Source organism: Metabacillus sp. FJAT-52054 (assembly GCF_037201815.1).
GTDB classification, from domain to species: Bacteria; Bacillota; Bacilli; order Bacillales; family Bacillaceae; genus Metabacillus_B; species Metabacillus_B sediminis.
Genome location: NZ_CP147407.1, coordinates 1,152,315 through 1,171,874, shown reverse-complemented (window position 1 = coordinate 1,171,874; position 19,560 = coordinate 1,152,315). Strand labels below are relative to the sequence as shown.

At 44.6% G+C, this 19,560-nt stretch carries 19 protein-coding genes; 3 read left to right on the top strand and 16 right to left on the bottom strand.

Translation table 11 applies throughout. The features are described from left to right. Positions 1 to 120: 120 nt before the first annotated feature. The 7 genes from WCV65_RS06250 to WCV65_RS06220 all read right to left on the bottom strand — a co-directional run bounded on the left by WCV65_RS06250 (position 121) and on the right by WCV65_RS06220 (position 5,939). Complete coding sequence (locus tag WCV65_RS06250) at positions 121 to 657, bottom strand: GNAT family protein (RefSeq protein WP_035413722.1); 537 nt, start codon at positions 655 to 657, stop codon at positions 121 to 123. Between the two features lie 30 nt (positions 658 to 687). Next, the gene (locus WCV65_RS06245) at positions 688 to 1,854 is read right to left on the bottom strand and encodes a GNAT family N-acetyltransferase (protein WP_338780927.1); all 1,167 of its coding nucleotides are present in this window, start codon (positions 1,852 to 1,854) and stop codon (positions 688 to 690) included. A 22-nt stretch (positions 1,855 to 1,876) separates the two neighbouring features. Further along, on the bottom strand, positions 1,877 to 2,893 hold the full coding sequence (locus tag WCV65_RS06240) for a DUF2332 domain-containing protein (RefSeq protein WP_338780925.1): 1,017 nt from the start codon (positions 2,891 to 2,893) through the stop codon (positions 1,877 to 1,879). A 116-nt stretch (positions 2,894 to 3,009) separates the two neighbouring features. After that, complete coding sequence (locus WCV65_RS06235; protein WP_338780923.1) at positions 3,010 to 4,278, bottom strand: M48 family metallopeptidase; 1,269 nt, start codon at positions 4,276 to 4,278, stop codon at positions 3,010 to 3,012. A 71-nt stretch (positions 4,279 to 4,349) separates the two neighbouring features. Beyond that, positions 4,350 to 4,658 (bottom strand): AzlD domain-containing protein, encoded by a 309-nt coding sequence (locus WCV65_RS06230; protein WP_035413714.1) that lies wholly within the window; start codon positions 4,656 to 4,658, stop codon positions 4,350 to 4,352. Beyond that, positions 4,651 to 5,373, bottom strand: coding sequence for an AzlC family ABC transporter permease (locus WCV65_RS06225; RefSeq protein ID WP_338780920.1), 723 nt, complete (start codon positions 5,371 to 5,373; stop codon positions 4,651 to 4,653). Before WCV65_RS06225 ends, WCV65_RS06230 begins: the two co-directional genes overlap by 8 nt. 14 nt (positions 5,374 to 5,387) lie before the next feature. Next, entirely contained in the window at positions 5,388 to 5,939 is a 552-nt protein-coding gene (locus tag WCV65_RS06220; RefSeq protein WP_035413779.1) for an XRE family transcriptional regulator, read from the bottom strand. Positions 5,940 to 6,018: 79 nt separating this feature from the next. On the opposite strand from WCV65_RS06220, the gene WCV65_RS06215 reads away from it, so the two are divergent. Then, positions 6,019 to 6,390: a hypothetical protein gene (locus tag WCV65_RS06215; protein WP_338780917.1), complete on the top strand. Its 372-nt coding sequence runs from the start codon at positions 6,019 to 6,021 to the stop codon at positions 6,388 to 6,390. Between the two features lie 409 nt (positions 6,391 to 6,799). Here the strand turns inward: WCV65_RS06215 and WCV65_RS06210 are convergent, their stop codons facing one another. The 3 genes from WCV65_RS06210 to WCV65_RS06200 form a co-directional block, all read right to left on the bottom strand. Then, positions 6,800 to 7,576, bottom strand: a complete 777-nt coding sequence (locus WCV65_RS06210) for an enoyl-CoA hydratase-related protein (RefSeq protein WP_338780915.1) — start codon at positions 7,574 to 7,576, stop codon at positions 6,800 to 6,802. Then, a complete protein-coding gene (locus tag WCV65_RS06205; protein WP_338780912.1) occupies positions 7,573 to 9,135 on the bottom strand; it encodes a fatty acid--CoA ligase family protein in 1,563 nt (520 codons plus the stop codon). Before WCV65_RS06205 ends, WCV65_RS06210 begins: the two co-directional genes overlap by 4 nt. A gap of 126 nt (positions 9,136 to 9,261) precedes the next feature. Next, on the bottom strand, positions 9,262 to 9,909 hold the full coding sequence (locus WCV65_RS06200) for a hypothetical protein (RefSeq protein WP_338780910.1): 648 nt from the start codon (positions 9,907 to 9,909) through the stop codon (positions 9,262 to 9,264). Positions 9,910 to 10,247: 338 nt separating this feature from the next. On the opposite strand from WCV65_RS06200, the gene WCV65_RS06195 reads away from it, so the two are divergent. After that, complete coding sequence (locus WCV65_RS06195; RefSeq protein ID WP_338780908.1) at positions 10,248 to 10,565, top strand: DUF3784 domain-containing protein; 318 nt, start codon at positions 10,248 to 10,250, stop codon at positions 10,563 to 10,565. Positions 10,566 to 10,764: 199 nt separating this feature from the next. Here the strand turns inward: WCV65_RS06195 and WCV65_RS06190 are convergent, their stop codons facing one another. The 3 genes from WCV65_RS06190 to WCV65_RS06180 all read right to left on the bottom strand — a co-directional run bounded on the left by WCV65_RS06190 (position 10,765) and on the right by WCV65_RS06180 (position 14,719). Beyond that, positions 10,765 to 12,480 (bottom strand): pyruvate oxidase, encoded by a 1,716-nt coding sequence (locus WCV65_RS06190; RefSeq protein WP_338780906.1) that lies wholly within the window; start codon positions 12,478 to 12,480, stop codon positions 10,765 to 10,767. A gap of 489 nt (positions 12,481 to 12,969) precedes the next feature. Continuing rightward, positions 12,970 to 13,959 carry a lipoate--protein ligase gene (locus WCV65_RS06185; protein WP_338782182.1) on the bottom strand — a complete coding sequence of 330 codons (990 nt, stop codon included), beginning with the start codon at positions 13,957 to 13,959 and terminating at the stop codon, positions 12,970 to 12,972. After that, the gene (locus WCV65_RS06180) at positions 13,946 to 14,719 is read right to left on the bottom strand and encodes an MBL fold metallo-hydrolase (protein WP_338780904.1); all 774 of its coding nucleotides are present in this window, start codon (positions 14,717 to 14,719) and stop codon (positions 13,946 to 13,948) included. Before WCV65_RS06180 ends, WCV65_RS06185 begins: the two co-directional genes overlap by 14 nt. Before the next feature lie 221 nt (positions 14,720 to 14,940). On the opposite strand from WCV65_RS06180, the gene yhfH reads away from it, so the two are divergent. Beyond that, positions 14,941 to 15,075 (top strand): protein YhfH, encoded by a 135-nt coding sequence (yhfH, locus tag WCV65_RS06175; RefSeq protein WP_338780902.1) that lies wholly within the window; start codon positions 14,941 to 14,943, stop codon positions 15,073 to 15,075. Between the two features lie 119 nt (positions 15,076 to 15,194). Here the strand turns inward: yhfH and WCV65_RS06170 are convergent, their stop codons facing one another. The 3 genes from WCV65_RS06170 to WCV65_RS06160 form a co-directional block, all read right to left on the bottom strand. Next, positions 15,195 to 16,220: a LacI family DNA-binding transcriptional regulator gene (locus WCV65_RS06170; RefSeq protein ID WP_338780900.1), complete on the bottom strand. Its 1,026-nt coding sequence runs from the start codon at positions 16,218 to 16,220 to the stop codon at positions 15,195 to 15,197. 400 nt (positions 16,221 to 16,620) lie between these two features. Beyond that, positions 16,621 to 18,828: a YhgE/Pip domain-containing protein gene (locus WCV65_RS06165; protein WP_338780898.1), complete on the bottom strand. Its 2,208-nt coding sequence runs from the start codon at positions 18,826 to 18,828 to the stop codon at positions 16,621 to 16,623. A gap of 75 nt (positions 18,829 to 18,903) precedes the next feature. Next, positions 18,904 to 19,476: a TetR/AcrR family transcriptional regulator gene (locus WCV65_RS06160; protein ID WP_338780896.1), complete on the bottom strand. Its 573-nt coding sequence runs from the start codon at positions 19,474 to 19,476 to the stop codon at positions 18,904 to 18,906. Positions 19,477 to 19,560: the final 84 nt, after the last annotated feature.

The following is a 19,560-nucleotide window of genomic DNA, read 5'->3' as shown; positions in this document are numbered from 1 at the left end:
TGTTTAACCATATCTGTGCGGACTCAACGTTCCAGGGGCAGTCACCGTATATTTACCTCTGCATAAAAATAGCAGCACAATCCATGTCCTTGGGTTGTGCTGCTAATCTTAGTATTTATTTCAGTCCTTCGGATTCACAATCGCCAGCAGCTCATGATCCTCCCACCTGCCATTGATTTTCACATTTTTTCTCGCCAGACCTTCTTTATGAAAGCCGGCCTTGGTCAAGACCTTAATGGAACCGATGTTGTGAGGCATCACTCCCGCCTCAATCCGGTGAAGCTTTAATTCTTCAAATGCGTATTGAACAAGCAAATTTACAGCTTCTGTTGTATACCCTCTGCCATTAAACCGTTCATCAAGAAAATATCCGATGAATCCGCTCTGAATCGCTCCGCGCGCAACGAAGAAGAGGTTGATGGTTCCAATAAGGACATCGTCTTTTGTATAAATACCAAATTGGTATTCCTCATCCTTTTCCCTGCCTTCAATCTGATTGGCAATCGCTTGTTCCTGGGCTTCCAAAGTATAAAAGCTTTCCTGCCGCTCCATAGAGAACTTTTCGAAAAAAGCTCTGTTTTCCAGCTGCAGACGAAGCCTTTCAGAGGCATCCTCGAGTGTAAAGAATCTAAGGTAAATCTTGTTGCCTGGTAGCATGTAAGAATCCTCCTGCTCTTTCATCATTATTTAAAAAAAGTCATAAAAGAATGGCTCATGCTTAGGTACAGCTTTTTCCATCAGCATGATTTCTTCAGCGCTGCCTTCTGCCAGTCCAAGCTGAAAAAGCTCTGAAGGGGTTTTGTAGCCAAAGAGACTGGCTGTCAGTGCGTTAATGGAAAGATCTACTCCCTCAAGATCTGATGCTAATGCTTCAGCATCTGATATTTTTTTAGCCGCTCCGTTTTGTCCAATTAAGTATGATCCGTTATTCCACTGTGCATGATGGTCGGTTACATGAACCAGTACCTCTGCTCCAGGCGTAAATGCATAGTTTGCAAGAAACGCTTCCGCGTCTACAATCCTCGCCATAAAGTATGGTCTGCGATCGGTTTTTAATCTCGGCTCAGGCAGGGCAAAAAAGAGCGGTTCCGCTTCATGGGTGTCCATTTCTATTTCTTTAACCATCGAATCATGCTGGCAAATGAAATTCCAAAGGCCATGTCTTGCTTCCGGATCCAGCGGAACAAATTCATCTACAAGGAGTTTCTTTTCCTTAAACTGATAGAGAATGTATCCGGTTGGCTCTCCGTTCTCATTGTAATAAACGGCAGTTGTTTCCTCATCATAAATGGCACGCATCCACCACTCCCGGTCACGGACAAGCATCCCGGTATAGCGGGATGCGAAGGACTCATAAATTTGCTCAATATCTTCATTATGTGTTTCTTTGTTGTAGCGCTTAACCGTACCCTTGACATGCTTGTGAATTTTCAGGTCACCTGCCGACAACGTCGTCTTTTGGCGGCTGCTAAAAAGCTCCCATCCGTATTTTCGATAAAACGCAACGTTAAACGGATGAAGCATGGATACCGTTATTTGTTCATTCTTCATTTTTTCAAGAACAAACGTCAGCATTTCTCTGACATGCCCCTGTCTCCTGTATTCAGGATAGGTCGCCACACCGGCCAATCCGCCCATTTTCAATGTTTGTCCATTAAAATAAATATCATGGGTCAGAAAATGGAACTTTGCGGCAAGCTCTTCTTCATCTAAAATTCCGAACAGCTGATGATGCCTTTCCATTCCCTTCAGTCTTTCTTCCAATTCGGATTCAGGAACCTTATAAATAAATGCATATTCTGATAGCTTGATCGCTTCCTTAAACCGTTCATTTCCAAGCTGAATCACCTTCATTATGTATGCCTCCTATAGTTAGCTATATTTCCAGCAGCCATTTAAACCAGCGCCCATGGCCATCGGTTTCCGCTATTGTATTCGTATACTCTTTCCCATCCAGCCGATAATCTAAGTGCAGAAAGCGATCCTCTATATTATTGTAGAGGTGGAACACATCCCGTCTCCGTCCTATTTCCTGTATGCTTGAAAGCAGCCGCTCTATTGCTTCGTCAGGCAGTTGATTAGCAACGTGTGTATGGAACACACAGATGACGGAATCAGCTGGCACGGCTTCAGCAGAAGATGTCAGCAGCTTCGTCCCATCCCCTTCAATAAAATGGGCAGGCTGCGAACCCGCTAAGCTTGCTGCCCGCTCAAACATAGTGAGACGCTCTTTGTGTTCGGGCCAAATGAGTGCCTTCATCCACAAGTACTCCTCTGGATCCTTTACGTCCACAATATTTAAATCAAATCCCATTCTTACAGAGACCGGAGGAACGTGCTTTTTCAAAGAAGGCTCTTTTCCCCCAATCCATTCCGACTGGATTCGCAAATCGGCTGTGGTGTTCCCATACACCTCTCCCGTTCCATACGAATAAGCATACTGATCCCAAAGCAGCTGCAGTCCGGCGCTCGTACCTATCTCAAGCAAGGCAAGCGGTTTGTTCGTCCATTCATATATGTATTGAAAAACAGGAAAAAGATAAGCGCATCTTCTCACTTCATTCGTTTGGACAAGCTTCGTCTCAAGCAAAAGGACAATTTCTTTTTTATGCGCAAGACAAAACTCTTTAAACATAGGAAACCAGATCTCCTCATCCACAGGATTTTGATAAATGTCATAAAGCCTGTGATCTGCTCCTTTCAGCAGCAGATAATGGACTGCTCCAAAAAACAGATTCGGAAGAGGCTGTCCCGTTTTCGCTTTTAAGGAAAGTACAAGCAGCTCTTCGTCTTGAGCCATCTCTTTTGACAGGATTTCGTACAGCCTGCTTGAGCCTTTGCATTCGTTTGCCGAGAAATTCAAAAATATTTGCGACGGCAAAGCTGTTCTCATTCCATCCCCCCTCGAATGATCCACTATACTACTTTCTTCACTTCCTCCCCCATTCCCTTTTTCCTTTCGTATGAAAAAGAGTGCGAACCCACTTAAGGATTGCACACTCCAACATGCTACTTATTATTTTCGAGGATAACCAATTCATCCATATACGTAATCCGCTCGGCCATCGTTGGGTGGGTGTAGCGGAATTGCTTTACAAGCTCAGGCGGATTCACCCGGCTCAAGCTGCTTTTAGAGAGCGCCTGAAAGGTTTGAACCGCGGACTCTTTATCCCGGGTCATTTCAATTGCATACATATCCGCAGATTTTTCCTGCATGCGGGAAACTGCGTTTGTCAGTGGACTGGATGCAAAGGAAAGCACCCCGATCAGCAGGAAGAAAAGAGGCATGGCAGCCAGCTGTCCAGAGGACTGAATGTTCAGCCTCTTTCCTCTTTGACTGATCAGCCACTCCATTAGCTGTTTGACGAGGAATAGCCCTGCAAACGAAAGCAGCAGATATCCACCGATTCCGATGTAAATATGCTTCATTACGTAATGCCCCATCTCATGGGCCATGATGAACAAAATTTCTTTTTCATCAAGCTTTTCAAGCGTGGTATCCCACAAGACGATTCTCGAGTTGGAGCCGATTCCTGTTACATATGCATTCATCGAATTCGTTTTCTCGGACATATTCACTTCATACACATGCTCGGCTGGTATATCAGCCCGCTTTGCCACTTCCAGGATTTTCGTCTCCAGATCTTTATTTTTAAGAGGGTAAAAGGCATTGTATAGAGGGTCGAGAACGACTGGCTGCAGAAACATCATAAATAAGGAAAACGGAACCGACAGCGCCCATGCTGCCAGCCACCAGCGCTTATGAAATTTACGGATTAGAAAGACGAGTACTCCCACAATCAGGACCATAATGGCGTAATTTGTCCAAAAATCAATCAGCTGATCCTTCATCCAGCTCGGAAAGGTCTGTGTGGAAATGTGATAGGATTTGGATAAATAATAGCTGATGTATTCAACTGGAAGAGACACTGTACTTATGACAAGCGAAACCCAGAACCAGAAGATGGCGGTTCTCACTGCAAAAAAACGGGATGTTCCTTCTGCCCAATGCTGAAACTTGCGCGCAAGTCCGGTTATGAGCATGACTAAAAACAAAAACCATTCAAATGGTGCTGTCACAAAAAAGAGAAAGTCTTTTATTTTCGAATATTGTTCAGAAAGCAGCAGCTCCCTGCCATTCATAAAAGTCTTCGGATCAGCCGGTGTCCCTTCCAAATGCTGCGGGAGAGCTCCATCTGACGTCATAAATAAATACCAATAAATAAAAAGGCCGTACAGAAAATAACCAAGTACCGATGCAGTCAGCCATCTTCGCATGCTGCCGTCCTCCTCATGAACCAAGCCCTGTTTGTACTAGTGTAAGTCAAACAGGGCCTAAATAGAACTGCTCAGCTAAAAAAGTACGCGTATCCCATGACTGCGAGAATTGAAGCAAGCACAACGAAAATAACATTCCAGCCAAGGTACCCGGCCGCGAATGCGGCAGCCGCTCCCACAGCACCGAATATAAATCCTTTATCCGTCATGAAGATGGCGGGAACAATCAATGCCCCAAGAATGGCGTAAGGGACATTTTTCAATACATTCTGCAGGAAATCCGGGAGAGCCGAACCTCTGAAAACAAGAAAAGGGACCATTCTTGGAATGTAGGTAGCCACTGCCATACCTGCAATAAGGAGAATCATGGATTCACTCATTTTCCGTTGCCTCCTTTCTCCCTCTCCAGATCAGTTCGACCCCTATAGCAGAGATAAGCGTGGCAAGCACAATTGACCAGCCTCCTGATAAATATCCAGATAGAACAAGGAGGGAATTAAAGACGGCCGCACTTGCCGCAAGGACCATGACTTTGCGCTGTCCTTTTAGTGAAGGCACAAGGAGACCGATAAAAAGTGCGTACAAAGCAATCGACATGCTCTCCTGGAGGAGAACCGGCAGCAGGTTTCCTGCCCAGTGGCCAATTCCGGTAAACACAACCCAGCTTGAATAAGAAATGAAAATTAATCCAAACATATAGCCAGTCGTGAGCCTGCCCTGTTTCAGCGATGCAACCGAAAACGTCTCATCCGTTATCCCGAATGCGTATAAAGCTTTTTTCCATGAAGGAGCTTCCTCCGCCCGCTCATTTAGAGATGCAGCCATCAGAAAATGGCGGATATTCAAAATAAATGTGGTAAAGACAATTTCAAAAGCTCCCGTTCCGGCTGCAATCAGATTCAATGATATGTATTGAGCCGCTCCCGCAAAAACAAACAAGCTCATCATTACCGCTTCAGCCAAACTTAAGCCGGTTGATTTTGCAATTAACCCAAACGTCAGGGCAACCGGCATATACCCGACCGCAATCGAAATGCCCGCCTGCATCCCTTCTCCGAACGATGATTTTCTTTCATATGCAGCAGCTGGCTGCATACGATCCCCTCCTATCATGGATAATAGATTAGCAGATGACAAACCGCCTTATCATTGGTCTTGTTTTCATAAATATGATTCTCGTGAGCCCTGAATCTCAATGCGTCCCCTTTACCCAGAGTGATTACCCGGCTTCCAATTTCAACTGAAATACTGCCTTCTGCCGCATACAAATATTCCTCTGCTCCTCCATGGTGCGGGTCCGATACCTGACGGCAGCCTGGCAGCAGCTCCATCCGGTAAATTTCAAACCGGCGGGATTCCTCGTAAGGAAAATAGGAGAATACTTGATACAAACCTTCATTTCCTTTAATCGCCGCTGCTTCTATCCCCCTAACAACTGAAACCTCACTCTCTTTTTCTTCGACTAAAGAAGAAAAAGAGACTTCCAGACCATTGGCAATTTTCCAAAGAGTGGACACGGTAGGGCTCGAATCCCCGTTCTCAATCTGGGAAAGCATTCCTTTGCTCACCCCGGAAAGGGCGGAAACCCGGTCCAGACTTAAGCCCCTCATCTTACGGATCCGTTTTAGATTCATCGAAATCTGCTTTTGAATATCAATCATCTCTGCTCCTTCAATTTGTTTTATATAGTATACAATTGTTTGATTTTTTGAACAAGTTTGATTATTTAAGGGGATATTCATGAAAAAAATTCTTATATCGGCGATTCTGTTAGCAGGCATAGCAGCCGGCTGTATGCCTCAGACCGAAACATTTTCTGAAATTTACGGGAAAAATTTGAATAAGGTGACGGAAATTCACCTTACAAATGGAAATGGCGAAACGAAAACCATAAAGGAAAAATCCAAAGTAAAAGAATTCCTTGCCAACCTGAAAAATGTCAAATTCATACCGGATGAAAACCAGGATAAAGGAGCCGGATATACCTATTCAATCAAGCTTTTTGAGGGGAAAACGGAGACGTTGTTTTTTAGCACCAACCGGATAAAAGACTATAATTATCATTCTAATCCTGAAGTAAGTTCTATTGCAGATGAGGCTTGGGCTAAATGAAAAACGAAAAGAGGATGGAAGGCGGAGCTCAAAGAAGTGGTGCCAGTCCCGCAGTATTTTACCGTACTAAAGCTCTGGCACTTCCTCTGAAAACCATTGGGCTATAAGGGTTTATCGGCAGATGCCTCTGTCCCTTGCTGCAGTGAAGCATAAGGGGACTGGCACCGTGCCAGTCCCCAAAGTTTTTACCGCACTAAAGCTCCGGCACCTCCTCCGAAAGCCATTGAGCCACAAGGGTTAATCGGATGGAGCCTCTGTCCCCTGATGCGGTGAAGCATGACGGGACTGGCACCGGCCGCACCCAGTGTAGTAAAACCCAGCCAACTAGTCCTCCGGGAACCGACTCCGCACAAAAAAGCTGACCCCAAAAGAGGCATCGTTTCCCCTTTTTAAGCCAGCCGCTCATTCATTATCTCCCTTTAAACTCCGGTTTTCGTTTCTCGCTGAATGCCTGAAGCGCTTCTAACCGGTCTTCCGTTGGTATGGTTACTTCGTATGCCTTCCGTTCAATCTGCATGCCTGTCTGCAAATCAGTGTTCATTCCATTTTTCACTGCGAACTTAGCCTGCTGTACGGCAATAGGCGCGTTTTGGGCGATAGCTGCAGCCCAGTCCATGCATGTATCGATCAGCTGCTCAGATGGAACGGCTTCATTAATTAAGCCGTAAGCAAGCGCATCTGCTGCAGTCAATTTTTTCGCTTTTACAATAAGTTCGAGCGCTTTGGACGTACCAATTAATCTTGGCAGGCGCTGTGTTCCCCCTGCTCCGGGGATAATGCCAAGTCCTGTTTCGGTAAGGCCGATTTGAGTATGATCCGACATAATCCTGAAATCGCAGGCTAATGCAAGCTCCAGCCCTCCGCCAAATGCAAAGCCGTTAATCGCTGCAATGACAGGCTGAGGAAGCTGTTCTATTTTCGTCAGCACTTCGCCCATTTTAAACAGATTCCGTTTCACCTGTTCATCTGTAAGTGTCTTTCTTTCCTTCAGATCCGCTCCTGCACTGAACGCTTTTTCCCCGGCTCCTCTGATAATGACGGTTCGAATTTCCCGGTCAATCCGGATTTCTTCCACTGCCTGTTCCAGATCAAGGAGCGTCTGGTAGCTGAAGCAGTTCAGTACGTCCGGACGATTAATGGTGACATGGGCTATGCCATTTCCCTTTGAAAAATCAATCAGACTCATAAACGTGATCTTTCCGCAACTTGCTCCTTGAGTGCACGGCGAAGAATTTTGCCGGTTGTATTTTTAGGCAGTTCATCCAAAAATTCTATGACGGATGGTACTTTATATTTTGCAAGCTGCCCTTTCCCATACTCAATTAGTGACTCCGCTGTTAAATTCGGGTTCGTCGTCACAATATAGCATAGAACCGCTTCTCCCTGCTCCGGGTCTGGTATTCCAAGCACCGCAGCCTCTGTAATTTCAGGATGATTGTAATAAACCTCTTCTACTTCGCGCGGATATACATTATACCCGCCGACAATAATCATGTCCTTTTTCCTGTCGACGATGTAGAAATAGCCTTCCTCATCCATTCTGGCAAGATCACCCGTATAAAGCCATCCGTCACGAATCGTGTGGGCGGTTTCCTCCGGCATTTTGTAATAGCCCCTCATGATATTAGGCCCTTTCGCAATCAGTTCTCCTACCTGGTTCGGAGGGACTTCTTCGCCAAGTTCGTTCACCACTTTGTTTTCAACGTTCAGGATGTTCATCCCGATTGATCCGGCTTTTCGCGGCCGGTCCAGAGGATTAAAGCACGTTACCGGCGACGCCTCCGATAATCCGTACCCCTCGGAAATAACCACTTTAAATTTCTGCTCAAAGCCCTTCAGAAGCGCAACAGGCATGGAGGCTCCTCCCGAAATGCACAGCCTCAGCGACTCCACATCTTCTTGAAGTCCATTCTCATATTGAAGCATAAAGTTATACATGGTCGGAACTCCCGCAAACACGGTTGCCTGATATTCCTTGATCAGCCTGAAGACCTCTTTAGGGCTGAACCTCGGAACAATAATGAGCGAAGCACCGTTCATCAGCGGGGCATTTAAGGACACTGTCAGGCAAAAAACATGAAACATCGGCAGGGTAGCAACAACTTTATCCTGATCATTCATTTTTAAATACGCGGCAACATCCGAAGCGTTGCTGTAAATATTTTTATGAGTCAGCATCGCGCCCTTCGGCTTCCCTGTTGTTCCGGATGTATACAAAATAACAGCAAGATCCTCTTCATCAAGCTTTGGAGGGCTAAAGATGGAACTGCCTGCTGACAGCAAGCTTGTAAACGATTTCATTTTTGTCCGGATCGATGCGTCTTCTATATTGAATTGCTTATTTTCTGATGGCGGTGTTTCACAAAAAATAATATGCTCCAGTCCAGGAAGCTGAGCATCCATTTGTTCAAACATCGGCAGCAGCAAGTCCAGTGCAATGACCCCTTTAACATCTCCATTGCTCAGGATATACCCAATCTCAGCCGGTGTATAAATCGGATTCACCGGAATAACGGTTGCACCTGCTCTTAATGCCCCATACATGCCAATGACAAAATACGGAGAATTTCCAAGCAGTAAAGCTACATGATCCCCTTTTTCAATTCCCATCACTTGCAGATTTGCTGCAAATTGGCTGACCATCCCATCAAGCTGTCTGTAAGAAACAGCCTGACCTTCGAAGTAATAAGCTGGCTTTTCCCCATATTGCCCAGCTGTTTCAGATAACCGTGAACTTACATTCATTCTCCCAACCCCTAACAATGAATGAATAGTCATTCATTATATTTTAAAAAAATTCTAAATATATTATATTAAAAGAAAACGAAATGGACAAGGCTTAAACCGACTTTCTTCCTAAAAATGGAGAGCTTAATTGGCGTCACAAGCCATGCCGTCATGATCACGGTCTAAATCATGCGGATCCTTCCCCGGGCCTCCGGCAGCGTCATAGACCTCCTGTGCATCAGACTGTGAAGAAAAATCTCCGCAATCCAAGTCAGGTCCAAAAGGATCGAATTCGGACGGCTTATCCGACGGTGTTTCAGGTTCGCCGGTACTGTCATCATAGGCTTGGACCGGCTCTGCCTTTTCTTTTGACTGCTTGAAGGCATGGTCCAGAACCTGCTTCATCTCTTCCTGATGAGCTTTAGTCATTTTGTCTTCCGCTGCTTTAACGGCTGCCTGAATGTCCTGCGTTTTTTTCGCTTCTGCATCAGCCAGCTGCTGCTCCAGCTTTTCAGCAATCTGTTCATTTTCCTTTCCGGCGCTCTCAGCCTCTTTCAGCTGCTGCTTTAGCTTCAGAATTTCTTTGTCAGAGAAGGAGTCTATCTTTACCGGCGTTTCCTCTGCCACAGAGGATGGTCTGCTTGTCACCGGCTGGTCGAGCATGAGGAAAAAGACAGCAAGAACTCCAGCGGCTCCAATCGCAATTTTTCTTTTAGCCGATTCATGAAGCCGCATAACCATAAAGATTAGCACAGCAAGCAATAAAATACTTATCCACGCTAGAAATGTCATTTTCCGCCTCCAGATTTTTGATAATTCTATTTTAACATGGAAAATGACGGAATTTTTTAAAAACTGTAACTCTTTTCTAAAAGTAAGGCTTTGTTCAATAACTCGAAAAAGCTGTAATCACCAGATCAACATCTGGTTAAAGACAACCATTATTTGAGTTGGTTTTAATTCCTAGAAATAGGTAAGCACCGAAGTGATCATGCATCGAATAGTAAAAGGCTTGTAGAGAGCTGTCTAGTTCCAATTAATGAAACTTATAATTCACTAAGAACGTATAAATATTTTAAACTTCGATTCTCTGGCCAATAGAGAAACTTATAGAAAGGAGGCAAATTTTTATGGGAGCTGCTATGCTTGTTATTTCAATACCTTTCTTTATTTTCGCTATCACACTATCGAAAGGAAAAGGAGCATCAATACTTGCAGGTTATAATACAATGTCTGACAGTGAAAAGGCCGAATACGATGAAGTAGCTTTGTGCAAATTTATGGGTAAAATTATGTATGGTATTGGCTTGAGCATATTATTATTTGCATTGAGTGAGATGTTAGAAAATCAAGTTTTATTAGTTATTGGTCTTATTCTGCTTTTAACTCTAATTTTTTTTGCATTGGTGTATTCCAATACAAGAGATAGATTTAAAAAGAAAGTTTAATGATAATATAATTAAAAGAGGTCTTCACATCTTGAAGTCCTGAATATATTAATTGAATCCACACTAATCATTAACATAGCCAAAAGAAAAAAATAGTTTAGTTAATTGAAGCGGAAATCAGCCATGCCTTTTCCTATTCAAAGCAAATGGTTTGCGAAAACGGTCAAAAATAAAAAAAGAAAAGCCCGCAGGCCCTTCTTTAAAACAATCGCTTGATGCTTTTCCCAATCGGAGGAAGTGTGACACTTTTATCTGAAAAGAATTTCTTGACCATGTATTCTGTGTAATGAACAGCTTGACCGTACGAAATATTCCCGGGAAGAGGGGGTTCTTCTTCAACCTGAACATCCAGGATCACCGGTTTATCCGCTTTCAGTGCCTGTTTGAGAGCAAGCCTCATTTCCTCGCGGTTTTGGATGCGGGCACCAATTCCGCCGCATGCCTCCGCGAACTTTGCGAAATCTATGCTGCCGAGCTCAGTTCCATATTCAATGTGGCCCATTTCCTGCTGCTCGTAATGAATCATACCGAGCTTTTGGTTATTGAAAATAACAATGACGATGGGCAGTTTATAGCGGACCGCTGTTACAAAATCGTGCATGACCATTGAAAAGCCGCCATCTCCGCAAAACGCCCAAACCTGCTTATCCGGTTCGGCAATCTTGGCAGCAATTGCTCCAGGAAGACCGCAGCCCATTGTGGCAAGCCAGCTCGAAATGACCATTTTTTGCCGATCTAGGTCAAGATACCGCGCCGCCCAGACCGTAACATTTCCAACGTCTACTGACAGAATCGCATCGTCATCAAGAACCTGCTGCACCTCTGCCATGATCTGCGGGGGCATGAGCTGATCGGTTTCTTCTGATTTATCTTTTTCGATTTCCTTCCTCCAGCTTTTCACCCGCTTTTGGCTTTCCTCAAGAAACTTCCGATCCTCTTTATATGGAATAATGGCTGTCAGCGATTCCAGGACTCGTTTTGAATCCCCATTCAGCCCGCAGGCAACCGGATACCGCTTGCCAATAAACTTTGTTTCACGATCAATCTGAATTGCGTCTGCCTTTTCCGGCAAAAACTCCCGGTAAGGATAGGACGTTCCGATCATAATCAATAAATCGGTTTCCTGCATTGCCTGATAGGATGGCTTAGTCCCGAGCTGTCCGAGATGACCAAGGCAATGAGGATGCAAATCTGGAATCGCGCCTTTCCCTGGAAGGGAAACGGCGATAGGTGCGCCGATTTTTTCGGCAAATAAGGCCAATTCTTCTTTTGCACCGAGAGCGCCTTTTCCTGCGAGAATCACCGGCCGTTTGGCCCTCTCAATCATTTCTGCAGCAAGCTTCATGTCTTTTTGATCCGGGAATCCGGTTGTATCTGCTAATATATCAGAGGTTAAGGGCTGATCCCATTCCGCTTTTTCAGCAAAAAGGTCATCCGGCACTATTAAAACAGCCACCCCATTTTCAGCATAAGCTGTTCGGATTGCCTGATTCAGCATATCTGGGAGCTGCTCGTGGGATTCGGCACGCTTGTTATATACGGCGACATCGTCAAACATACGCTCCAAATTAACTTCCTGAAAGGCGTCTGTTCCTACCTGCGTGCTATGTACCTGCCCGGCCAATACCAATACAGGAGCGCCGTCGGCTTTTGCATCATATAGTCCGTTAAGCAAATGAATAGCTCCCGGTCCTGCAATAGAAAGACAAACGCCAATTTTTCCTGTGAGCTTTGCGTAGGCAGCTGCTGCAAGGGCCCCTACCTCTTCATGTCTAACCTGATAAAACCGCAATTCATTTTTCGCTTTTCTTAATTCTTCTACAAACTCATTAATGGAATCTCCCGGCATTCCGTAAAGATGGTCGATTTCCCACTTTTCCAGGATCTCAGCCATGATTTCCCCAGTTCTGGCCATGATTATTCATCCCTTTCTGTATCAAGAAAGCCTACTTTCTTTCATACCCGCTTCGAGAATTTTGAATCTTAGAAAGGAAAGCGGGAGCAGGAAACGGTAAGACGCTTTGCTTAAAATCATTGGGTAAAACGCAAAGGAAGGAATTATTTGATGACAGTGGCGGTGGTGGTGCCAGTCCCCAAATATTTTACCGTACTAAAGCTCAGGCACCACCCTCTTCAAACTGTTGGTACGTAAGGATTCAGCGGCCTGCCTCTCTGTCCCCCGCTGCGGTGAAGAAGAACGGGACTGGCACCGTGCCAGTCCCCGAAAATTTTACCGCACTAAAGCTCTGGCACCCACCTCTTCAATCTGTTGATACACAAGGGTTCAGCAGCCTTTGTCTCTGTCCCCCATTGCGGTGAAGAATTGCGGGTCAGGCACCGCCCCAGCCTTTTTTCTCACAAAAAAGCTGGCGTATAAGGAATCCCTTATACGCCAGCCTCCCAATTAATAAAGCAAATCCAAAAACTGTTCTTTCGATACATTTCCGAAATAATGCTGGACATTGACCGGTCTCATCAGCTTATCAAGCTCGGATTTTTCATAGCGCGCTCCGGTCAGCAGCTCTTCAATTTCAGTAACATCGCCTACGCCGAAGAAGTCTCCGTAAATTTTGCACTCATGGATCATTCCTTTGCTTACTTCCATGCGGACATCAATTTGTCCAACTGGAAAGCGATGGGAATGCTGGAGATTGAATTTCGGAGACTTCCCGTAATTCCAATCCCAATTTTGATAGCGTTCTTCTGAAAGCTTGCGGATCTTGTCCCAATCATCCTCTGTTAATACATATTGGGGCACTTCCCCGTTCGTATCAAAAATATAGCTTAGCAGGAGCGATCTGAATTCCTCAATCGTCATTTTCTTTTCCAAAAACTCACTGATGTTTGCAACGCGGCTGCGGATCGATTTTATCCCTTTTGATTCAATCTTATCTTTTTTCACAACAAGAGCAGACACGACATTGTCTATTTCAGAATCGAATAGGAGCGTTCCATGGCTGAACATTCTCCCTCTTGTTGTGAACTGGGCATTTCCAGAGATCTTTCGTCCTTCAGCGAGAATATCGTTGCGTCCGCTGAGCTCAGCATTGACACCAAGTTTCTTCAAGGCTTCAATCACAGGTTCGGTGAACTTTTTAAAGTTATGGAAGCTGTCCCCGTCATCCTTCGTAATAAAGCTAAAATTCAGGTTGCCGAGGTCATGGTACACTGCTCCTCCGCCGGATAGCCTTCTTACCACATGGAGTCCCTGTTCCTCCACATATTTCGTATTGATTTCTTCTATTGTATTCTGATTTTTCCCAATGATAATAGAAGGTTCATTTATGTAAAACAGCAGATAGGATTGTTCGGGGTCTAAATTTTTGAGGCAGTACTCCTCAATTGCAAGATTCATTCTTGGATCTGTAATATGGTTATTATCAATAAACAGCATTTGAGCCATTCGCGTTTCCTCCCTTGTCTCGGTACCATGTTAACCCTTTTGCCGCTAAACACAGCGGCCCCTTGTACAGGGTCTGTGCCTCCGCAAGTAAATCTTCATGATTTCCAAAATGCGGCAAGTGTGTCAGGATGCACTGCTTTACACCGGCATCTCTAGCAATAGCTGCAGCATCATGGCTATTCATATGTCCTGCGCTTTTTCCATCTTGCCCTGCGTAAAAATTGCACTCGGAAATCAGCAGATCAGCCCCTTTAGCGAAAGGAATAAATTCCTCTTTAAAACTTGAATCTGCTGTGTAAACAATGACAGACTCTCCATCTGTTATCCTGAACGCATAGCATTCTGCCGGATGATTTGTTTTCAGGAAGCTTATTTGAAAGGGTCCAATTTCAAGCTTTTCGTTTGGATGATAAACATTGCCAAGCGTTGCTTGTTTATAGGTTAGCCTGCTGAAGCCCTCTTTATCTCCATTATGTCCATAAATCGGCAAAACGGGAATGTCCTCTTCCAGATAACCGGCCACAAGCCGACCATATTGAAGGGGGCCAACGTCTGCAGCGTGATCATGGTGATAATGGGAAATCAGTACCGCATCCAGCTCTTTCAAAGGTATATAAAACTGCAGCTGTGATACTACAGCACTTCCGCAATCAATCAGCAAATTGAAACCGTCCTTTTGCAGCAAATACCCGGATGAAGCTTCTCCCGGACCGGGAAAACCGCCCCAGTGCCCGATTACGGTTAATTTCATCGTTCCCTCACCCGCTTTCTAAATGATTCCCTACCGTTCAATATACCCAATTCAGCCTCGGAACCGCAAGCTCAAAGCATTTCTGTGTTTCAGCACTAATTTATCTGCGGAGACCATCTGCCCATTTTTGCTGTTTTCACACTTTGTTACAAAACAGGTGTTGACCTTTTAGTTACTGTTATAATACAATATAAATATCAAAACGACATGGAGGGGATAACATGTTAGTAAAATTGACTGAATTTTTCAGAAACTTACCGGGAAAACAATGCGCAGAATGCGGAAAAGAAATCGAAGAACAGCATGAATGCTATGGAAATACCTGCAACAGCTGTATGAATGTGCAGGATCTGTAACAGAAAAAAGAGCCGGTAAGGCTCTTTTTTTTGTGGCTGATTAACGGAGGCTGAGGAAATTTAAGGATTCCCACTCCACTCTGCACTGCCATAAAAAAAGCCAAACCGGCTTCTTCCATTTAATATGGAATCCTTGCCAGTTCAGCCTGCATTTTGGTAGATTCACGGATAATCAGCTTCATAGAAAATTTGTGCATTTCCCTGCCGGTGAATTGCCTTAATCTGATTCTTTCCATCATGACTTCCATTGTTTTCAGTGCCATCTCGCAAACCGGCTGCTCTACAGTCGTGATTCTTGGATTCATTAGTTCAGTAATCACCTGATTGTCGAATCCTGTTACAGCAAGGTCACGCGGAATGTTCCAATTGCAGCGTGCTGCTTCTGATATAATCCCTGCTGCAACTTCGTCAGAGCCTGTAAAGATAGCGGTTGGCCTGTTAGAACCTCTTGATCGAATACCATTGAAAATATCGATTCCATCTTCACTCGTTATCGCTTCACGAAATGCATCTATTTCATCGAAAGCAATTCCCGCTTCAGCCAGCGCTTTTTTAAAGCCTTCCTCGCGGGCATTGGCAACATTGCTTCGATATCTCCCGCAGCAGTAGGCAATTTTACGGTGCCCCATTTCAATCAGGTGCTTCGTTGCCTTATAGCCCGCTTCCTTTTGGTTCATAAAAATCATGGGGACATTGGCTCTTTCTTCGAATTCATTGCACAGAACGATTGGTCCGTAATCGAGGTATTCCTCAATAACACTCCAGTCATTCTCAGCTGATGTGAGGATAACTCCATCCACTTGCCTTGTTTTGAGCAGATTTAAGTACATTAATTCCTTTTTGGCGGAATATTGTGTTTGGCATATAATGAGCTGGTGGAAGCTTTCGGATGCTGCGTGTTCGAGTGTTTCAATGAGCTGGCTAAAAAAAGGATTCATCACCCGTGGAATCAGGACCGCAATCACACCTGTTCGCTGATTTCTTAAACTTCTCGCAGCTGAGTTGGGAACATATCCCAGCTCCTCCATGGCCTCCATCACTTTCTTTTTTTTCGCGATAGATACATAGGGGTGTTCGTTGATCACCCTTGACACAGTTGTCCGGGAAAGCCCTGCCCTTCTTGCCACGTCTTCAATCGTTGCCATTTCTCTCCCACCTCTCTCCAACATAAGCAAACGCTTACATTTTCCATTATATGAAAATGCTTTCATAATTTCAATATAAGATTCATAGAGAATACTTTTTCATGCTGTTCTGTTCATGAACAAGCAGCCGCCCCCCTCCCTTTCTTATAAATAGTCTATTAAACTAAAAGCTCTGTTAAACTTGGCTGTTGATTGCAGTTAGCAGGCGTTTGCTTATCCTTGGGCGTGCGGTGAGCCTCCTCGCCGCTTTGCGTCTGCAGGGTCTCACCTGTCCCGCTGCTCCAGCAGGAGTCTCACGCCTTCCACTACAATCAACAGGGGTGTAAAATCAACACCATGGTTTAACATAGCCAAACTAAAAAAACCCGGTCCTTATAAAGGAACCGGGGTTTTTCCACTATTAAAGAGCTTCTTCAGAAACCTCTTGTCTGTTTTTCCGAACCTGGAAAAACATATAAGTGATCGTACCAATTATCATAAGCAGCATCATGCCAATCAGTACAAGAGATTGGGTACCAAGGTAGCTGAAGTCGCCGCTTGAAATAACGGCTTTAAATCCAGCAACAGAGTACGTCATCGGCAGCCAGTAATTAAAGATTTGCAGCGGCTCTGGAATAAGCTCAAGCGGGAAGGTTCCTGCTGAGGTTGTCAGCTGCAAAATCAAAATAATAATGGCTACAAATCGGCCAGGATCGCCGAGAGAAGTGACAAAGAATTGAATCAGTGCAAGGAATGTTAAGCTGGTCAGAATGCTGAACAGGATGAACATACCAACACTCTGCACTTCAATTTGAAGGCCCATCAGCAGAACTGCGTCTGCCACTAAGGACTGAATAATTCCTACTGCAAGCAATACGCCAAATTTACTGAAGAACCAGGAAAGGGCTGATTTTGGCTCACCCACCGATTGTCTAAGAGGATAGACAATGGAGATCAGCAATGCTCCTACGAATAATCCAAGTGACAGGAAGTAAGGCGTAAAGCCTGTTCCATAGTTCGGCACTTCATTAATCTTTTCGTTTTTGACATCAACAGGCTTTGCCATCATGTCATAAAGCGGGTCTGATCCTTTTGTATCTTTCGTTTGGTCTGCAGCATCTGCCAGTGCCGTGCTGAGTTCAGAGGTACCGCCAGAAAGATCGCCGACCCCTTTATCCAGATCGGAGGCTCCATCTGCAAGCTTGCCTGCTCCGGATTCAAGTTTTCCAGATCCATCTGAAAGCTTGGAAATTCCGGAATTCAGATCCGTGCTTCCGCTTGCCAATTGCGCAGATCCTTCTTTTGCTTCACCTAATTTTTGGCCGAATAATGCTACGCCCTGGCTGAATTCATTAGCTCCATTGGAAGCATCATTCAAACCAGTGTTTAGCTTTCCTTGACCCTCAGTCAGCTTACTTACACCGTCTTGAACCTTTTGCTGGTTTTCATAAACAGCAGAAGCTCCCTGAGCAAGCTCACCTGATTTTCCGGCAATGACGGTTGAGTTTTCAGCAAGCTTGCCGACTCCGGCTGATAGGTTATCACTGCCCTGGTTCAGCTGTTCAAGAGCAGCAGTCAGTTCGTTTCGCTTCTCTTCCGGAAGTGCTGCAAGTACAGGTGCCAGCTGCTTCATGTTTGCCTGAAGCTGATCGATGCCAGCTGCAAGCTGTTCTGCACCTTTTTTCGCATCCTGCTGCCCGGCATCAAACTGGGTCAATCCCTGGTTAAGGGCAGCGGCTCCTTCACTTACTCTCTTTGTTCCATCCGTAAGCTGAGGCACACCTTGATTTAGTTCCTGCATTTTGCTGTACAGTTCATTTGAACCTGCTGCCAGCTTAGCATTACCATCTGCAAGAGCGTTTGAGCCGTTTTCAACCTTTGTATATCCTTGGTTTAACTGGCCAAGACCCTTATCAAGATCAGCGGCTCCTTTAGAAAGCTTTGTAGTACCGTCAGAAGCTGATTGCAGACCTTCCTTAAAGGTAACAGAGCTTTCTGCAAGCTTCGCCAGATTTTCCTTTAATTTTCCGGTTCCATCTTTAAGCTTACCTGTTCCGGAATCGATTTCAGCCGCACCGTCACTCGCTTTACCAAGTCCGTCTGCTACCTCTCCGATTTTTCCGAAGATGCTTTCCGCATATGTCTTGGTTACTTCATTTGCCACTTCTTCTTTGATTTGTTCCATTGCTGTATTCCCGATTTGGGCAGAAAGGAAGTTAAATCCTTCGTTTGGAACATATTTCATTTCAAGCTCTTTCGGCTGATCATCCAGCAAGGTGGTCGCATTTGCTGAAAAATTATCCGGGATCTCTATTTTCATGTAGTATTTTTGATCTTTAAGACCTTGATCTGCTGTTTTTTCATCTACAAATTGCCATTTAAACTTGGGATTATCTTTTAAATTATCCACAAGCTCTTTACCGACTTGAAGATTTTCGCCTTCATATTCAGCGCCATTATCCTGGTTAACTACGGCTACTGGAAGATCTTCCAGATTCTCGTATGGATCCCAAAACGCCCAGAGGAACATTCCGGCATACAAGACGGGGATAAACACAACCGCTATGACGGGAATCAGTACTTTCTTATTGGTAACTAGCGCCTTCCACTCTTTTGCGAGCAGTGACATGTATAAAACCTCCTGTATTGTACATCTGACTATTTTGTTCATTTAGTCATTTTTTAGCAAAAAAGATAGGATACCCTAAGCGGATAACCCCTTTAGAAAATAAAGTTCAAATAGTTCGGCTATTTTTTCTTTAGGAAGCGGATCGTGATGTTTCTCCCAATCAAAAATAAGTGAGATGTAAAGCTTCAGCATGAGGAACGAGGTCAGCTCCGGATCGCATGGCCGGATTTCTCCTTTAGCTATCGCCTTTTGAATCTTTTGCTTTATATAGCCGGTCACCATTCCTTCAAGACGGGCTACAACTTCCTGGACTGCGGGAGTACCGAGCTCGGTGCTCTCCTGAAAGATCTTGATCGTCAGCTGATGCTTTTTCCGATACTCAAGTACGCTGTACAGTGCACGATGAGCATTCTCAAAAAAGCTGCATTCCGGACTGATCGCCTGATCCGCTGCATGCTTGATTTCGGCTAATAACGTGGTAATGATTTCATCAAACAGTTCTTCCTTGTTCTTAAAGAACGTATAAATCGTCCCTTTTGCTACATTAGCATGCTTCGCTACAAGATCCATCGTCGTTGCTTTGTATCCAAACTGCGTAAAGGATTTTGTTGCCGCCTCGATAATTAACTGCTTCCGGTCTACACTCACCAATTCCACCCCTAAAAATGACCAAATGAACATTTTAGTCAGTTAGTACTTTCAATATACTCTCCTTAAGAAAAGAATGCAAGA

What these genes read in the sequence shown, in the direction of transcription:
- WCV65_RS06250 (WP_035413722.1), bottom strand. Translation starts at nt 657, where the DNA reads ATGCTACCAGGCAACAAGATTTACCTTAGATTCTTTACACTCGAGGAT.
- WCV65_RS06210 (WP_338780915.1), bottom strand. Translation starts at nt 7,576, where the DNA reads ATGAGTCTGATTGATTTTTCAAAGGGAAATGGCATAGCCCATGTCACC.
- WCV65_RS06245 (WP_338780927.1), bottom strand. Translation starts at nt 1,854, where the DNA reads ATGAAGGTGATTCAGCTTGGAAATGAACGGTTTAAGGAAGCGATCAAG.
- WCV65_RS06185 (WP_338782182.1), bottom strand. Translation starts at nt 13,959, where the DNA reads ATGCTGTTTATTGATAATAACCATATTACAGATCCAAGAATGAATCTT.
- WCV65_RS06165 (WP_338780898.1), bottom strand. Translation starts at nt 18,828, where the DNA reads ATGTCACTGCTCGCAAAAGAGTGGAAGGCGCTAGTTACCAATAAGAAA.
- WCV65_RS06230 (WP_035413714.1), bottom strand. Translation starts at nt 4,658, where the DNA reads ATGAGTGAATCCATGATTCTCCTTATTGCAGGTATGGCAGTGGCTACC.
- WCV65_RS06225 (WP_338780920.1), bottom strand. Translation starts at nt 5,373, where the DNA reads ATGCAGCCAGCTGCTGCATATGAAAGAAAATCATCGTTCGGAGAAGGG.
- WCV65_RS06195 (WP_338780908.1), top strand. Translation starts at nt 10,248, where the DNA reads ATGGGAGCTGCTATGCTTGTTATTTCAATACCTTTCTTTATTTTCGCT.
- WCV65_RS06170 (WP_338780900.1), bottom strand. Translation starts at nt 16,220, where the DNA reads ATGGCAACGATTGAAGACGTGGCAAGAAGGGCAGGGCTTTCCCGGACA.
- WCV65_RS06190 (WP_338780906.1), bottom strand. Translation starts at nt 12,480, where the DNA reads ATGGCCAGAACTGGGGAAATCATGGCTGAGATCCTGGAAAAGTGGGAA.
- yhfH (WP_338780902.1), top strand. Translation starts at nt 14,941, where the DNA reads ATGTTAGTAAAATTGACTGAATTTTTCAGAAACTTACCGGGAAAACAA.
- WCV65_RS06220 (WP_035413779.1), bottom strand. Translation starts at nt 5,939, where the DNA reads ATGATTGATATTCAAAAGCAGATTTCGATGAATCTAAAACGGATCCGT.
- WCV65_RS06200 (WP_338780910.1), bottom strand. Translation starts at nt 9,909, where the DNA reads ATGACATTTCTAGCGTGGATAAGTATTTTATTGCTTGCTGTGCTAATC.
- WCV65_RS06215 (WP_338780917.1), top strand. Translation starts at nt 6,019, where the DNA reads ATGAAAAAAATTCTTATATCGGCGATTCTGTTAGCAGGCATAGCAGCC.
- WCV65_RS06180 (WP_338780904.1), bottom strand. Translation starts at nt 14,719, where the DNA reads ATGAAATTAACCGTAATCGGGCACTGGGGCGGTTTTCCCGGTCCGGGA.
- WCV65_RS06240 (WP_338780925.1), bottom strand. Translation starts at nt 2,893, where the DNA reads ATGAGAACAGCTTTGCCGTCGCAAATATTTTTGAATTTCTCGGCAAAC.
- WCV65_RS06205 (WP_338780912.1), bottom strand. Translation starts at nt 9,135, where the DNA reads ATGAATGTAAGTTCACGGTTATCTGAAACAGCTGGGCAATATGGGGAA.
- WCV65_RS06235 (WP_338780923.1), bottom strand. Translation starts at nt 4,278, where the DNA reads ATGCGAAGATGGCTGACTGCATCGGTACTTGGTTATTTTCTGTACGGC.